Annotated in this window: 10 protein-coding genes, 1 tRNA gene and 3 rRNA genes; 11 read left to right on the top strand and 3 right to left on the bottom strand. The window is 42.7% G+C overall.

Features of this window, described 5'->3' with window-relative positions; genetic code table 11:
- Positions 1 to 2: 2 nt before the first annotated feature.
- A complete protein-coding gene (gene rfaH, locus EHE21_RS02135; RefSeq protein WP_088493900.1) occupies positions 3 to 503 on the bottom strand; it encodes a transcription/translation regulatory transformer protein RfaH in 501 nt (166 codons plus the stop codon).
- A gap of 288 nt (positions 504 to 791) precedes the next feature.
- On the opposite strand from rfaH, the gene pepE reads away from it, so the two are divergent.
- The 3 genes from pepE (at position 792) to fre (ending at position 3,824) form a co-directional block, all read left to right on the top strand.
- A complete protein-coding gene (gene pepE / locus EHE21_RS02140) occupies positions 792 to 1,517 on the top strand; it encodes a dipeptidase PepE (RefSeq protein ID WP_023583493.1) in 726 nt (241 codons plus the stop codon).
- A gap of 120 nt (positions 1,518 to 1,637) precedes the next feature.
- Entirely contained in the window at positions 1,638 to 3,107 is a 1,470-nt protein-coding gene (gene ubiD / locus EHE21_RS02145; RefSeq protein ID WP_088493899.1) for a 4-hydroxy-3-polyprenylbenzoate decarboxylase, read from the top strand.
- Between the two features lie 15 nt (positions 3,108 to 3,122).
- Complete coding sequence (gene fre / locus EHE21_RS02150) at positions 3,123 to 3,824, top strand: NAD(P)H-flavin reductase (RefSeq protein WP_194951715.1); 702 nt, start codon at positions 3,123 to 3,125, stop codon at positions 3,822 to 3,824.
- Positions 3,825 to 3,973: 149 nt separating this feature from the next.
- Here fre and fadA read toward each other — a convergent pair whose 3' ends face one another.
- Complete coding sequence (gene fadA, locus EHE21_RS02155; protein ID WP_194951716.1) at positions 3,974 to 5,137, bottom strand: acetyl-CoA C-acyltransferase FadA; 1,164 nt, start codon at positions 5,135 to 5,137, stop codon at positions 3,974 to 3,976.
- A gap of 11 nt (positions 5,138 to 5,148) precedes the next feature.
- Positions 5,149 to 7,329, bottom strand: coding sequence for a fatty acid oxidation complex subunit alpha FadB (fadB, locus tag EHE21_RS02160; protein WP_194951717.1), 2,181 nt, complete (start codon positions 7,327 to 7,329; stop codon positions 5,149 to 5,151).
- Between the two features lie 267 nt (positions 7,330 to 7,596).
- Here fadB and pepQ point away from each other — a divergent pair, with 267 nt between their 5' ends.
- The 8 genes from pepQ to rrf all read left to right on the top strand — a co-directional run bounded on the left by pepQ (position 7,597) and on the right by rrf (position 17,073).
- Positions 7,597 to 8,931 carry a Xaa-Pro dipeptidase gene (gene pepQ / locus EHE21_RS02165; RefSeq protein ID WP_194951718.1) on the top strand — a complete coding sequence of 445 codons (1,335 nt, stop codon included), beginning with the start codon at positions 7,597 to 7,599 and terminating at the stop codon, positions 8,929 to 8,931.
- Positions 8,931 to 9,551: an IMPACT family protein gene (locus tag EHE21_RS02170; protein ID WP_194951719.1), complete on the top strand. Its 621-nt coding sequence runs from the start codon at positions 8,931 to 8,933 to the stop codon at positions 9,549 to 9,551. Before pepQ ends, EHE21_RS02170 begins: the two co-directional genes overlap by 1 nt.
- 25 nt (positions 9,552 to 9,576) lie before the next feature.
- Positions 9,577 to 11,028: a Trk system potassium transporter TrkH gene (gene trkH, locus EHE21_RS02175; RefSeq protein ID WP_194951720.1), complete on the top strand. Its 1,452-nt coding sequence runs from the start codon at positions 9,577 to 9,579 to the stop codon at positions 11,026 to 11,028.
- Between the two features lie 20 nt (positions 11,029 to 11,048).
- Positions 11,049 to 11,579, top strand: a complete 531-nt coding sequence (gene hemG, locus EHE21_RS02180) for a menaquinone-dependent protoporphyrinogen IX dehydrogenase (protein WP_194951721.1) — start codon at positions 11,049 to 11,051, stop codon at positions 11,577 to 11,579.
- Positions 11,580 to 11,997: 418 nt separating this feature from the next.
- Positions 11,998 to 13,540, top strand: a 16S ribosomal RNA gene (locus tag EHE21_RS02185).
- A gap of 84 nt (positions 13,541 to 13,624) precedes the next feature.
- Positions 13,625 to 13,700: transfer RNA gene (locus tag EHE21_RS02190), tRNA-Glu, on the top strand.
- 237 nt (positions 13,701 to 13,937) lie between these two features.
- A 23S ribosomal RNA gene (locus EHE21_RS02195) occupies positions 13,938 to 16,840 on the top strand.
- A gap of 117 nt (positions 16,841 to 16,957) precedes the next feature.
- A 5S ribosomal RNA gene (gene rrf, locus EHE21_RS02200) occupies positions 16,958 to 17,073 on the top strand.
- The 16S, 23S and 5S rRNA genes sit together here with 1 tRNA gene alongside, the layout of an rRNA operon.
- Positions 17,074 to 17,085: the final 12 nt, after the last annotated feature.

The following is a 17,085-nucleotide window of genomic DNA, read 5'->3' on the forward strand; positions in this document are numbered from 1 at the left end:
TTCTAGAGTGACTCTTTTTTAAACTCTTTATTTCCTACTGATTTTTTCACTTCACTATTTAATATATTCAAAAGCAAAATTGAACGGGTCTCTCCATCAGGCTCTTGATATATGGCTTTGATCCCTTGAAAAATACCCTCTGTAATTAACACACTGTCGCCACTATGAGGCACATTTTCTTCACTATAAGTTAGCGAAGAAAGTTGCGGTATTTGCAGTGTGTCAATTACATCTTGAGGAACGGTGACAGGATATTGCCCAAAGCGAACAAACGAATTTACGCCACGGGTTGAGTTAATGGTCGTGGTATGGATCACTTCAGGATCAAACTCAATGAAAAGGTAATTAGGGAAAAGCGGTTCTGTTACGGTAGTGCGCTTTCCTCTTAATACTTTTTCTATGGTTACCATAGGTGTAAAACAGCCCACTTGCTGACGTTCTAAGTGTTCGATAGCACGAGGAATTTGCCCTCGTTTACAATACAGCAAGTGCCAATTTTTCATAATAGAGACAATAAGTTAGTTAAATTTAATTTAAGCGATGATAGCAAATTTATAATTAAGGTAACAGTATCTATCAGGGATTAAATAAAAAATAGAGTAACGTGGTTTTATACTGAAAAAAGAACAAAAAAGCCGTGTTTATACGCAATAAAAAGGCTTGTTTTTGTGACTTTCAGTTGGATCTCGGATAGAGGTAACAAGTTGACAAAAAAGTGATGGTAAAAACAAGAAAAAGCTTTCAAGATAATTATCTTAGAATTTTGTTCATAATTATAAAGAGGTTCTGTAATGGAAGTTTTTTTATTAAGTAACGGAAAAATTGCCGGGGATCCACGTTGGTTAAGTTATGCAAAAGATAATATCGATAGCATGATTAAAAAACGCGGTATTCGTTCTGCTGTATTAATTGCTTATGCCGTTATTCGTTCCGATCATGATCAACGTGCTCGTGATTTATCAGAAGTGTTAGGTATTGAAGTTACTTGTATTGAACATTTTGATTCAGAAGTTGATGCAATCAACAATGCAGAATGTATTTTAGTCAGTGGTGGTAATACTTGGTTATTAAACCAAATGCTGCATGAAAAAGGATTGGTTGTTCCAATTCAACGTGCAGTACGTGAGCGCAATATTCCTTATATTGGTTGGAGTGCAGGTTGTAACGTTGCAACACCAACAATTCGTACTACTAATGATATGCCAGTACGCTCTTCTGTTATTATGCCTTCATTAGGTTTATTCCCTGTTCAAATTAACCCACATTACATTGATGCTTCTATCAGTGGTCATATGGGTGAAACTCGCGATGAGCGTATTGCAGAATTTTGTGCAATTAACCCTGAAGAGATTGTCGTGGCTATCCGTGAAGGTAGTTACTTATATATTCAAGGTGAAGAATTACATTATTACAGCGCTAAAAATGAAGGTTTTAAAATCTTCCAACATGGAAAAACATTCCCTGAACAGTTTGATACTAAATTGCTTTCAGAGTGGGTTCCATTCCGCTGTTTATAAGTATAGTGAACGCTACTAAATAAAAAGCATTGCATTTTAGTGAGTTATGCGTTTAGCTTATAGCGTCTCAAAGAGGGCATTAGCCCTCTTTTCTTTCACTCACTGGCTCGTAAGATTATGATGAAATACCGCGATTTAAGAGATTTCCTTTCATTATTAGAAGAAAAAGGTGAATTAAAACGTATCACCTATGAAATAGATCCCTACCTTGAAATGACCGAAATAGCGGACAGAACTTTACGTGCCGGTGGGCCAGCGCTGTTGTTTGAAAACCCTAAAGGGTTTGATATGCCAGTGCTTTGTAACTTATTTGGTACACCAGAGCGTGTAGCAATGGGGATGGGGCAAGATGATGTTAAAGCCCTACACGAAGTTGGAAAGTTATTAGCTTTTCTAAAAGAGCCTGATCCTCCGAAAGGTTTTCGTGATCTCTTTGATAAGTTACCTAAATTTAAGCAAGTTTTAAATATGCCAACAAAACGCTTGAGTAAAGCCCCTTGTCAGGAGGTGGTTTTAACCGGTGACGATGTTGATTTAACGAAGATCCCTGTTATGCATTGTTGGCCTGAAGATGCGGCGCCTTTAATTACTTGGGGATTAACGGTGACTCGCGGTCCATTGAAAGAGCGTCAAAACTTAGGTATCTATCGCCAGCAAGTGCTGGGTAAAAATAAAGTGATTATGCGCTGGTTATCGCATCGTGGTGGTGCTTTAGATTTTCAAGAGTGGTGCCAAAAACATCCCGGTGAGCGATTCCCTGTTTCCGTAGCATTAGGGGCAGATCCTGCCACTATTTTAGGTGCGGTAACACCTGTACCAGACACCTTATCTGAATATGCGTTCGCAGGTTTATTGCGTGGTAATAAATCAGAAGTTGTAAAATGTCTTTCAAATGATCTTGAAGTGCCTGCAAGTGCTGAAATTATTCTTGAAGGTTACATTGAGCCGGGCGAATTAGCCCCAGAAGGACCATATGGTGATCACACAGGATATTATAATGAGATTGACTCTTTCCCTGTGTTTACCATTACGCATTTAACACGCCGTAAAGATGCAATTTATCATTCAACGTATACAGGACGTCCGCCTGATGAACCTGCAGTATTGGGCGTTGCGTTAAATGAAGTACTTGTTCCTATTTTACAAAAACAGTTTCCTGAAATTGTAGATTTTTATCTGCCTCCAGAAGGATGTTCTTACCGTTTAGCGGTTGTGACAATGAAGAAACAGTATGCAGGTCATGCTAAACGCGTAATGATGGGAGTTTGGTCTTATTTACGGCAATTTATGTACACCAAATTTGTGATTGTTTGCGATGATGATGTCAATGCAAGAGATTGGAAAGATGTGATTTGGGCAATCACGACCAGAATGGACCCTGCGAGAGATACCATTATGATGGAAAATACGCCTATTGATTATCTCGACTTCGCTTCACCTGTTTCTGGATTAGGCTCAAAAATGGGGCTTGATGCTACCAACAAATGGCCGGGTGAGACAGATAGAGAATGGGGTAGACCTATTGTGATGTCTGATGAAGTTAAGCAACGAGTCGATACTATTTGGGAACAGCTCGATATTCTTAAATAATAACAGAGGAACAACATGGCAATACTGAATTGTAAAGTCTCACTTGTTGAGCCGATGACAGATACGGTTTATCGGGTAAGGCTATTACCCGATGGCGAATTTGATTTTCAGGCTGGGCAATATCTTTTAGCGGTTATGGATGAACGTGATAAACGTCCTTTTTCTATTGCATCTATACCTGAAAACAAAGACTTTATTGAACTTCATATTGGTGCGTCTGAACTCAATCTTTATGCGATGGCAGTGCTTGATGTGATATTAGAAAAACAGCAGCTTACCATTGATATCCCTCATGGGAATGCGTGGTTTAAAAAAGGGAGTCAACGCCCTCTATTATTAATTGCTGGCGGTACAGGATTTTCTTATACCCACTCAATTTTATTGGCTGCATTAGCTGAAAATCCACAGCGACCTATTACGATTTATTGGGGCGGAAGAGAAAGCGTTCATCTTTATGATCTCAATGAATTACAAGAATTATCAGAATTACATCCGTCTTTGTCTGTGGTTCCTGTGGTTGAGCAACCAGATGAAACATGGCGAGGCAGAAAAGGTACGGTATTAACGGCAATAAGCGAAGATTTTGGTGATTTATCAGAATATGATATTTATATTGCAGGGCGTTTTGAGATGGCAAAAATAGCCAGAGATCGTTTTTGCAATGAGCGTAATGCAGATAAAGCACGTCTATTTAGCGATGCTTTTGAATTTATCTGATAAAACGAGAGTACCCCGTTATTTGTTATTATTTTCGTTTTTAAAACCATAAAAAAACCCGCCCCTGACGGCGGGAAAATGGTTTCTAACCATGCAATCGAAAAGAATACTTTCTCAACGATAAGAATGTGGATATACAGAATACAGCGTTAAACACGTTCTATAATCGTTGCAATACCTTGCCCTAATCCAATACACATTGTGGCTAAGCCAAATTGTGCATCTTTACGCTCCATAATATTTAATAATGAAGTGGTTATTCGAGAGCCTGAACAACCTAAAGGATGTCCTAAGGCTATCGCTCCGCCATTTAAATTAATTTTGTCATCGATACTATCGAGCAAATTCATTTTCTTCATGCAAGCTAATGACTGTGCAGCAAAAGCTTCATTTAGCTCAAAAATATCAATATCGCTCAATGTTAACCCTACTTTTTTCAACGCAATTTCTGTCGCAGGAACAGGGCCATAACCCATAATTGCGGGATCACATCCTGTCACAGACATTGCACGAATAACGGCGCGAGGTTTTAAGTTGTGTTCTTTAGCATAACGTTCACTGGTGATAAACATCGCGGATGCGCCATCAGAAACTGCAGATGAATTACCCGCTGTTACCGAGCCTGTGGCGGGATCAAATACAGGTTTAAGTTGCGCTAATTCCTCAAGACTTGGGTTATAACGAATAACTTCATCATTTTTTACATTGATAAAATTACCCGTTGCATCATGACCATTGATAGCCACTATCTCATTATCAAAATAACCTTGCTGTGTGGCTATCGCCGCTAAATGATGCGAGCGATAAGCAAATTTATCTTGCTCTTCGCGTGAAATTTGGAATGATTTTGCTAGCATTTCTGCTGTTAATCCCATTGAAAATGAGGCCTTAGCAACAGAAAGATTAAGTGATGGATTAAAATCCGCATTATAAGTCATTGGCACATGACCCATATGCTCAACACCACCGATTAATGCTACTTGGCTATCACCCAACATAATTTGGCGTGCACCATCATGTAATGCTTGCATTGATGAGCCACATAACCGGTTAACTGTAACTGCAGGAACCTTGTGTGGAAGTTCAGCCAATAACGCCGCATTACGAGCAATATTAAAACCTTGCTCTAAAGTTTGTTGTACGCAACCCCAAATTACATCGCCGATATCATTAGGATTAATATTAGGATTACGTTTTAGTAGTGCTTGCATCAGGTGAGCAGAGAGATTTTCCGCTCTGACATGGCGAAATGCACCACCTTTTGAGCGTCCCATTGGAGTACGAATACCATCAATTATGACAACCTTTTCCATTTCATATCTCCTTAAGCGAGTTCTCTGATGTTAACATCTACTTTTGCGGGTTTTGGATAATAGGTTTCATTGCGCTGTGCTTTTTGTTTTAAGCTTTCAGGGATTTGATAAAGCGGCCCTAATGATGCGTATTGCTGTGCATCTGCAACAAATTGCGCTAATCCGATAGTATCAAGATAACGGAATACACCACCGCGGAAAGGAGGGAAGCCTAAACCATAAACTAATGCAATATCAGCTTCTGCTGGTGAAGCAATAATACCTTCATCTAAGCAACGGATAACTTCATTGATCATTGGGATCATCATACGAGCGATAATTGCATCTTGGCTAAACTCTTGCGTTTTGCCTGCATTTTGTTGAATAAGCGTTTGAATTTGACCATCAACTGATTTCTGTTTTTTACCTCGTTTATCAACAGAGTAATTATAGAAACCATGATTATTTTTCTGGCCATATCGCTGTTGCTCATATAAAAGAGCAATCGCATCTCGCTCAATTGTCCCCATTCTGTCAGGGAAACCTTGAGCCATTACTGCTTGAGCATGATTTGCTGTATCAATACCAACAACATCAAGTAGGTATGCAGGTCCCATAGGCCAACCAAATACCTTTTCCATCACTTTATCAATGGCAATAAAATCAGCACCATCTCTTAGTAGTAGAGAGAATCCTGCAAAATAAGGAAATAGGACTCGGTTTACGAAGAAGCCGGGGCAATCATTAACAATAATCGGTGTTTTTCCCATTTTACTGGCGTAGCTGACTATACGGTTAATGGTTTCTTCACTGGTTTTTTCGCCTTTAATGATTTCGACCAGTGGCATTCGATGAACTGGGTTAAAGAAGTGCATCCCACAGAAATTCTCAGGGCGTTTTAAGGATTTTGCGAGTAATGAAATAGGAATAGTTGAAGTATTGGAAGCAAGGATCGCGTTATCAGCTAATAGTGCTTCTGTTTCTGCAAGCACAGTTGCCTTTACTTTTGGATTTTCAACAACTGCTTCGACAACAACATCCGCATCGCTGACAGAGGCATAATTTAGTGTTGGTTGAATAGAGGCGAGAGTTTTCGCCATATCTACGGCACTCATTCGACCTTTTTCTTGGCGTTTTTGCAATAGGCTTAAGGCTTCATTCATACCCAGCTCAAGGGATTTTTGGTTAATATCCTTCATTACAACAGGAATGCCTTTTAGGGCAGATTGATAGGATATTCCACCTCCCATGATCCCTGCACCTAATACGGCAGCCTGTTTAGGTAATTCGGCATGACGTTTTTTCGTGATATTTTTCACGTACTGATCATTAAGGAAAATACCGACTAAGGCTTTTGCAACATCAGTGCGTGTGAGCTTAACAAAGTTTTCAGTTTCGAGAGCTAGTGCTTCGTCTCTATTTAGAAAAGCTGCTTTTTCAATAGTTTTTACTGCAGTGATGGGCGCTGGATAATGGGGACCTGCTACTTTCATCACCATACCTTTTGCGACACTAAAAGACATTTTATGTTCAAGCTCTGTCAGTCTTAATGGTGCTGTTTTTGGATGACGTGCCGCTTTCCAATCAATTTTGCCTTCAATTGCTTGTTCGATTAACGAAATAGCACTCTCTTTTAAATTTTCTAGAGGAACAATTGCTTGGATTAATCCATTTTGAAGGGCTGTTTGAGCATCAACATCTTTACCCGCAGTAATAATTTCTAATGCGTTATCGACGCCAATTAAACGAGGAAGACGTACAGAACCACCAAAGCCAGGCATGATCCCAAGTTTCGTTTCTGGTAAACCGATACGCAAATCAGGAGAAGCAATACGAAAATCAGTAGCAAGTACGCACTCACAGCCACCGCCAAGTGCATAGCCATTAATCGCCGAAACGGTAGGAACAGGTAAGTCTTCAAGTCGACTAAAAATCTGATTAGAGAAATGTAGCCACTGAGATAATTCTTCTTCAGGGGCATCAAAAAGGGATAAAAACTCAGTAATATCAGCACCGACAATAAACGCCGGTTTTTCTGAACGCAAGATAACGCCTTTTAGGTTCGGTGTTGCTTCTAATACCGTTAAAGCTTCACTTAGCATTGCAACCGTTTTGGTATCTAATTTATTAATAGAACCTTTGGCGTTGAAAATGAGTTCAACAATACCTTGTTTCACCCAATCGGCTTGAATATTTTCGCTTTGATAGAGCATTTGTATTCTCCCTAAATATATAGACTGGTATGACCAGATATTAAGAGTGTGAATACTATGTTAAATAAATGCAAATATTTGATTAAAAAACTGCAAGGGTGATCACAGTGAAATTATTCAACTTATTGAATTCTATGTTGTTGCTCAGTTTGCTAAAAAGAGGAGCGATAAATCGACAATAATCTATTTTTGTTATGGGGTTAGCCACTAAAAGAGTTGGCGTGTTAAGCTGAATCATTAACAATGAATAAGATAAGGTAATTAATAATGGAAAAATTGCTCTCTCTGTACCAAGAACATATCAAAACTCTACAAAATCGTACTCGTGATGCTTTATCCAGACACCATCTTGATTCTGTATTGATTCATTCTGGTGAACCTATTCGAGTTTTCCTTGATGACAGTGATTATCCTTTTAAAGTGAATGCTCATTTTAAAGCATGGGTGCCTGTGACAGATGTACCACATTGCTGGCTATTAGCGGATGGTGTTAATAAACCTAAATTATGGTTCTATTCCCCAGTTGACTATTGGCACAGTGTTGAAGCTTTACCAAGTAGCTATTGGACGCATGAAATTGAGTTAATTCATCTTAAAAATGTTGATGATATTCAAAAAGAGCTAGCACCTTATATTAATAAAAATACTGCTTATATTGGTCCAAATACACAGCGAGCAGAATCACTAGGTGTGAGTATTGATAATATCAACAATCAATCTCTTCTTAATTATTATCATTACTATCGTGCTTACAAAACTGGTTATGAATTAGCCTGTATGCGTGAAGCACAAAAAATGGCTGTTAACGGGCACATTGCTGCTCGCGAAGCATTCCAAGCTGGATTAAGTGAGTTTGATATTAATATGGCGTATTTAATGGCAACAGGTCATCGTGATACCGATGTACCTTATGGCAATATTGTCGCCTTAAATGAACACGCGGCTGTTTTGCATTACACAAAGCTAGATCATGAATCCCCAGATGAATATCGTAGTTTCCTTATTGATGCAGGTGCAGAGTATAATGGTTACGCAGCCGATATCACTCGTACTTATAGCGCAAAAGAAAACCATGAATTTACTTCGTTAGTTAAAGATATGAATGATGCGCAACAAGCGCTGATTGCAACGATGAAAGCAGGTGTGCGTTATACTGAATACCATGTTCAAATGCATCAACGTATTGCTGGATTACTTAATAAGTACGGCATTGTTAAAGGTGTTAGTGAAGAAGAGATGGTGAGCGCTGGATTAACTACACCATTTTTACCTCATGGTTTAGGGCACGCTTTAGGTCTGCAAGTTCATGATGCAGCTGGTTTTATGCAAGATGATAAAGGTACCCATTTAGCGGCTCCTGCAATGTATCCATTCTTACGTTGCACACGTATTGTTGAACCGGGCATGGTATTAACAATTGAACCTGGATTTTACTTTATCGACTCTCTGCTAGAGCCTTGGAAAGAAGGGAAATACAGTGCTCATTTCAATTGGAAGCTGATTGAACATTTCAAACCATTTGGTGGTATTCGTATTGAAGATAATATTATTATCCACGATAACAAAATTGAAAATATGACCAGAGACTTACACTTAGCCTGATGAAAGCATATTTGATCCCCGCTGAAACCGTAGAATTCAGTGAAGAAATAAAGAAGAGTCGTTTTATTACATTTATTGCTCACACTGAAGGTATTGATGCAGCAAAAGCTTATATTCAGTCTATCAAAGAGCAATTTCCTGATGCCCGACACCACTGTTGGGCTTTTGTTGCAGGAAGACCCGATGACTCACAACAGTTAGGTTTTTCTGATGATGGTGAGCCAACAGGTACTGCGGGAAAACCTATTCTTGCACCTCTTTTAGGGAGTGGAATGGGCGAAGTTACCGCGGTGGTTGTTCGGTATTTCGGTGGGATCAAATTAGGAACTGGTGGATTAGTTAGGGCTTATGGTAGTGGCGTTCAACAAGCATTAAAGCTTTTGCCAACAAAAACAAAAGTGCCACAATTGCGTTTTAGTGTAGCGTGTGAATATTCACTTGTTTCATTACTTGAACAAGTCGTTGAACAATATCATGGGCAAGTACTTTCAAGTGAATATACTGATAAAGTGACTTTTATACTTTCATTGCCAGCTGTAGATAGCGGTGAAGTCGAAGTTAAACTTCGTGATATAAGTCGTGGCAGTATGCAATTAATCCCGTTAGATAAAAATGAATAACCTTTGCTACCAAGGAAATCGCTAAATGCATTTTCGTTCAATAACCCGTATTGTCGGACTGCTAGTCATCTTATTTTCTGTCACGATGATCATTCCCGGTATTGTCGCATTAATATATCGAGATGGAGCAGGGCGTGCATTTAGCCAAACATTTATTGTTGCATTGATCATTGGGTTAATGCTGTGGATACCCAATCGACATAAAAAAAGTGAGCTTAAGCCTAAAGAAGGCTTTCTTATTGTTGTCTTATTTTGGACGGTACTGGGTAGTGTAGGGGCATTGCCGTTTATTTTTTCTGAACAACCCCATCTTTCTATTACTGATGCCTTTTTTGAGTCTTTCTCTGGACTGACTACGACTGGAGCCACAACGCTTGTGGGGCTAGATTCATTACCTAAAGCTATTTTGTTTTATCGCCAAATGCTCCAATGGTTAGGCGGGATGGGGATCATTGTATTGGCTGTCGCTATTCTTCCACTTTTAGGTGTTGGGGGAATGCAGTTATATCGTGCAGAAATGCCGGGGCCATTGAAAGATAATAAAATGCGTCCCCGAATTGCAGAAACAGCGAAAGCACTTTGGCTTATCTATGTCTTATTAACCATCATTTGTGCCTTAGCATTATGGATTGCAGGCATGGATGTGTTTGATGCTATTTCTCATAGCTTTTCAACGATTGCAATTGGTGGGTTTTCTACTCACGATGCCAGTATCGGTTATTTTAACAGCCCAACCATTAACATCATTATTGGTGTATTCCTTTTGATCTCTGGTTGTAACTTTGGTTTGCACTTTGCTGTATTAACGGGAAGAAGCTTAAATATCTATTGGCGTGATCCTGAATTTCGTATGTTTATCTCCATTCAATTGGGATTAGTCATTATCTGTAGCGGTATTCTGTGGCTTTATTCTGTATATGACACAGGATGGATAACTGTAAATCAGGCTTTTTTCCAAGTTGTCTCGATGGCGACAACAGCAGGTTTTGCCACAGATAGCTTTGCACAATGGCCTGCATTTTTACCTCTTCTATTATTATGCTCTGCTTTTATTGGTGGTTGTGCAGGATCAACCGGTGGGGGATTAAAAGTTATTCGTATTCTGCTTTTATTCCTACAAGGGAATCGTGAATTAAAACGCCTTGTTCACCCGAATGCGGTTTATACCATCAAACTTGGTCACCGAGCATTACCTGAACGTATTATTGAAGCAGTGTGGGGATTCTTCTCTGCTTATGCATTGGTATTTATTATTAGCTTAATGTTGTTGATAGCAACAGGCGTGGATGAATTTTCTGCATTTTCTGCTATTGCAACCACATTAAATAATCTTGGCCCTGGATTAGGTATTGTTGCTGACAACTTCACGACAATGAATCCAGCTGCAAAATGGATACTTGTCGTAACAATGCTATTTGGACGACTTGAAGTTTTCACACTATTGGTTTTATTTACCCCAACGTTTTGGCGTGATTAACCTAATACAAGGAGTAATGTATGAGCGCACTATTGCTGTATTGTAGTACTGATGGTCAAACTAAAAAGATAATGACGCAAATTGCGAATGAATTAAGACAACATGGTCATGATTGTGATGTGAGAGATTTAACCTCTGTTCAGCAGAGTTTAAATTTGTCTGCTTATAGTAAAGTCTTAGTCGGCGCTTCTATTCGCTATGGTTACTTTAATAAAGTTCTCGATAAATTTATTACTCGCCATCTTACACAGTTAAATAATATGCCATCCGCATTCTTTGGCGTTAATCTTACGGCAAGAAAAGCTGAGAAGAATACACCAGAGACTAATTCCTATATACGCAAGTTCTTAGAGAAGACACCTTGGAAGCCAACCTTAACAGGTGTATTTGCTGGTGCTCTTTATTATCCTCGTTATAAATGGATTGATAGAGTCATGATCCAGTTAATTATGAAGATGACTAAAGGTGAAACTGATCCAACAAAAGAAATTGAATATACGGATTGGAATAAAGTAAGCGAATTTGCGACGAATTTTGCCAAAATTGAGTGATGTTTAATCTTTACTGTGGGGTTTTTATACGTCTTGTTGGAGTTTTGAACGAACAGAAAATTATTTTAAAAAAACACTTGCGCTAATCCGGGAACTCCCTATAATGCGCATCCACTGACCGACGATGAGCTGACAACAGCCACGAAGGACAGCGAAGAGAAAAGAAAAAAGTTTGAAAAAACTCTTGACTCTTCAGAGGAATAACGTAATATACGCCTCCTCGCAACAACGCAGAAGACCGGAAACGGCAGCGAATGTTGCACTGCTCTTTAACAAATTATCAGACAATCTGTGTGGGCACTCGCAGAGACGATATCTTCTAAAATATTAGATGTATCAAGTCTTGAAGAGTGAACAACAAAAGTAAATTCATTTATGAATAGCTAAGTTTTCGATTTCTTTGAGCATCAAACACTTTTAATTGAAGAGTTTGATCATGGCTCAGATTGAACGCTGGCGGCAGGCCTAACACATGCAAGTCGAGCGGTAACAGGGGAAAGCTTGCTTTCTTGCTGACGAGCGGCGGACGGGTGAGTAATGTATGGGGATCTGCCCGATAGAGGGGGATAACTACTGGAAACGGTGGCTAATACCGCATGACGTCTACGGACCAAAGCAGGGGCTCTTCGGACCTTGCGCTATCGGATGAACCCATATGGGATTAGCTAGTAGGTGAGGTAATGGCTCACCTAGGCGACGATCTCTAGCTGGTCTGAGAGGATGATCAGCCACACTGGGACTGAGACACGGCCCAGACTCCTACGGGAGGCAGCAGTGGGGAATATTGCACAATGGGCGCAAGCCTGATGCAGCCATGCCGCGTGTATGAAGAAGGCCTTAGGGTTGTAAAGTACTTTCAGCGGGGAGGAAGGTGTTAAGATTAATACTCTTAGCAATTGACGTTACCCGCAGAAGAAGCACCGGCTAACTCCGTGCCAGCAGCCGCGGTAATACGGAGGGTGCAAGCGTTAATCGGAATTACTGGGCGTAAAGCGCACGCAGGCGGTCAATTAAGTCAGATGTGAAAGCCCCGAGCTTAACTTGGGAATTGCATCTGAAACTGGTTGGCTAGAGTCTTGTAGAGGGGGGTAGAATTCCACGTGTAGCGGTGAAATGCGTAGAGATGTGGAGGAATACCGGTGGCGAAGGCGGCCCCCTGGACAAAGACTGACGCTCAGGTGCGAAAGCGTGGGGAGCAAACAGGATTAGATACCCTGGTAGTCCACGCTGTAAACGATGTCGATTTAGAGGTTGTGGTCTTGAACCGTGGCTTCTGGAGCTAACGCGTTAAATCGACCGCCTGGGGAGTACGGCCGCAAGGTTAAAACTCAAATGAATTGACGGGGGCCCGCACAAGCGGTGGAGCATGTGGTTTAATTCGATGCAACGCGAAGAACCTTACCTACTCTTGACATCCAGAGAATCCTTTAGAGATAGAGGAGTGCCTTCGGGAACTCTGAGACAGGTGCTGCATGGCTGTCGTCAGCTCGTGTTGTGAAATGTTGGGTTAAGTCCCGCAACGAGCGCAACCCTTATCCTTTGTTGCCAGCGCGTGATGGCGGGAACTCAAAGGAGACTGCCGGTGATAAACCGGAGGAAGGTGGGGATGACGTCAAGTCATCATGGCCCTTACGAGTAGGGCTACACACGTGCTACAATGGCAGATACAAAGAGAAGCGACCTCGCGAGAGCAAGCGGAACTCATAAAGTCTGTCGTAGTCCGGATTGGAGTCTGCAACTCGACTCCATGAAGTCGGAATCGCTAGTAATCGTAGATCAGAATGCTACGGTGAATACGTTCCCGGGCCTTGTACACACCGCCCGTCACACCATGGGAGTGGGTTGCAAAAGAAGTAGGTAGCTTAACCTTCGGGAGGGCGCTTACCACTTTGTGATTCATGACTGGGGTGAAGTCGTAACAAGGTAACCGTAGGGGAACCTGCGGTTGGATCACCTCCTTACCTAAGAGATACGTGTTATGTGCAGTGCTCACACAGATTGTCTGATGAAGAACGAGCAAAAGCGCGTCTGCGAAGCTGACAAGAGTCCCCTTCGTCTAGAGGCCTAGGACACCGCCCTTTCACGGCGGTAACAGGGGTTCGAATCCCCTAGGGGACGCCAATTGCGCGGTATGAGTGAAAGGCGTACCACACTATGTCTGATGAAAATCAGAGAATAGTTAAGATAATTCGCATGAGTTATTTTACCTATTATGCTCTTTAACAATCTGGAACAAGCTGAAAAATTGAAAACAAATCAATATATCACCGAGGTATATTGATGAGTCTCTCAAAATCTCAGACCTTGAAGTGTGAACTCAAGACATTGGTCTTCGAGAGAAACATCTTCGGGTTGTGAGGTTAAGCGAATAAGCGTACACGGTGGATGCCTAGGCAATCAGAGGCGATGAAGGACGTGCTAATCTGCGATAAGCGTCGGTAAGGTGATATGAACCGTTATACCCGACGATTTCCGAATGGGGAAACCCAATATCCAATGGATATTATCATGACGTGAATACATAGCGTCATGAAGCGAACCGGGAGAACTGAAACATCTCAGTACCCCGAGGAAAAGAAATCAACCGAGATTCCCCTAGTAGCGGCGAGCGAACGGGGAACAGCCCAGAGTCTTAATCAATAGCAGCATCAGGAGAACGGTCTGGAAAGTCCGGCAGTAAAGGGTGATAGCCCCGTATCCGAAGATGCTGTTATTGTGAACTCGACGAGTAGGGCGGGACACGTGTTATCCTGTCTGAATATGGGGGGACCATCCTCCAAGGCTAAATACTCCTGATTGACCGATAGTGAACCAGTACCGTGAGGGAAAGGCGAAAAGAACCCCGGCGAGGGGAGTGAAAAAGAACCTGAAACCGTGTACGTACAAGCAGTAGGAGCCTCTTTATGGGGTGACTGCGTACCTTTTGTATAATGGGTCAGCGACTTATATTCTGTAGCAAGGTTAACCGTATAGGGGAGCCGTAGGGAAACCGAGTCTTAACTGGGCGAATGAGTTGCAGGGTATAGACCCGAAACCCGGTGATCTATCCATGGGCAGGTTGAAGGTTGGGTAACACTAACTGGAGGACCGAACCGACTAATGTTGAAAAATTAGCGGATGACTTGTGGATGGGGGTGAAAGGCCAATCAAACCGGGAGATAGCTGGTTCTCCCCGAAAGCTATTTAGGTAGCGCCTCGTGAACTCATCTTCGGGGGTAGAGCACTGTTTCGACTAGGGGGTCATCCCGACTTACCAACTCGATGCAAACTGCGAATACCGAAGAATGTTATCACGGGAGACACACGGCGGGTGCTAACGTCCGTCGTGAAGAGGGAAACAACCCAGACCGCCAGCTAAGGTCCCAAAGTCATGGTTAAGTGGGAAACGAAGTGGGAAGGCTCAGACAGCCAGGATGTTGGCTTAGAAGCAGCCATCATTTAAAGAAAGCGTAATAGCTCACTGGTCGAGTCGGCCCGCGCGGAAGATGTAACGGGGCTAAACCATGCACCGAAGCTGCGGCAGCGACACTATGTGTTGTTGGGTAGGGGAGCGTTCTGTAAGCCTGCGAAGGTGTACTGTGAGGTATGCTGGAGGTATCAGAAGTGCGAATGCTGACATAAGTAACGATAATGCGGGTGAAAAACCCGCACGCCGGAAGACCAAGGGTTCCTGTCCAACGTTAATCGGGGCAGGGTGAGTCGACCCCTAAGGCGAGGCTGAAAAGCGTAGTCGATGGGAAACGGGTTAATATTCCCGTACTGGTGGTAACTGCGATGGGGGAACGGAGAAGGCTAGGTTGTCCGGGCGACGGTCGTCCCGGTTCAAGCATGTAGGCAGAGTGATTAGGCAAATCCGGTCACTTAATGCTGAGGTGTGATGACGAGCCACTAAGGTGGTGAAGCAATTGATGCCCTGCTTCCAGGAAAAGCCTCTAAGCTTCAGGTTACCAACAATCGTACCCCAAACCGACACAGGTGGTCAGGTAGAGAATACTCAGGCGCTTGAGAGAACTCGGGTGAAGGAACTAGGCAAAATGGTGCCGTAACTTCGGGAGAAGGCACGCTGGCGGTAAGTGAAGTCCCTTGCGGACGGAGCCGAAGCCAGTCGAAGATACCAGCTGGCTGCAACTGTTTATTAAAAACACAGCACTGTGCAAACACGAAAGTGGACGTATACGGTGTGACGCCTGCCCGGTGCTGGAAGGTTAATTGATGGGGTTATCCGTAAGGAGAAGCTCTTGATCGAAGCCCCAGTAAACGGCGGCCGTAACTATAACGGTCCTAAGGTAGCGAAATTCCTTGTCGGGTAAGTTCCGACCTGCACGAATGGCGTAATGATGGCCAGGCTGTCTCCACCCGAGACTCAGTGAAATTGAACTCGCTGTGAAGATGCAGTGTACCCGCGGCAAGACGGAAAGACCCCGTGAACCTTTACTATAGCTTGACACTGAACATTGAGCCTTGATGTGTAGGATAGGTGGGAGACTATGAAGTGTGGACGCCAGTCTGCATGGAGTCAACCTTGAAATACCACCCTTTAACGTTTGATGTTCTAACCTAGGTCCATAATCTGGATCGGGGACCGTGTCTGGTGGGTAGTTTGACTGGGGCGGTCTCCTCCTAAAGAGTAACGGAGGAGCACGAAGGTTGGCTAAGCATGGTCGGACATCATGCGGTTAGTGCAAAGGCATAAGCCAGCTTGACTGTGAGAGTGACGGCTCGAGCAGGTACGAAAGTAGGTCTTAGTGATCCGGTGGTTCTGAATGGAAGGGCCATCGCTCAACGGATAAAAGGTACTCCGGGGATAACAGGCTGATACCGCCCAAGAGTTCATATCGACGGCGGTGTTTGGCACCTCGATGTCGGCTCATCACATCCTGGGGCTGAAGTAGGTCCCAAGGGTATGGCTGTTCGCCATTTAAAGTGGTACGCGAGCTGGGTTTAGAACGTCGTGAGACAGTTCGGTCCCTATCTGCCGTGGGCGTTGGAAGATTGAGAGGGGTTGCTCCTAGTACGAGAGGACCGGAGTGAACGCACCACTGGTGTTCGGGTTGTCATGCCAATGGCATTGCCCGGTAGCTAAGTGCGGAAGAGATAACCGCTGAAAGCATCTAAGCGGGAAACTTGCCTCGAGATGAGTCTTCCCTGTCACCTTGAGTGACCTAAAGGAACGTTTAAGACTAAGACGTTGATAGGCTGGGTGTGTAAGCGTAGCGATACGTTGAGCTAACCAGTACTAATGAACCGTGAGGCTTAACCTGACAACACCGAAGGTGTTTTGTCTGAGAGACAAACAGTAGATGAAGTAGGCTTGTTTAAGATTGAATATTGCTGGTTATGACGAGAAATCGATGTAACGGGTAATAAAACCGAATTTGCTTGGCGGCCATAGCGCAGCGGACCCACCTGAATCCATGCCGAACTCAGAAGTGAAACGTTGTAGCGCCGATGGTAGTGTGGGGTCTCCCCATGTGAGAGTAGGGAACTGCCAGGCATTAAATAAGAC

The organism is Proteus sp. GOKU, from assembly GCF_015475555.1.
GTDB lineage: Bacteria > Pseudomonadota > Gammaproteobacteria > Enterobacterales > Enterobacteriaceae > Proteus > Proteus mirabilis_B.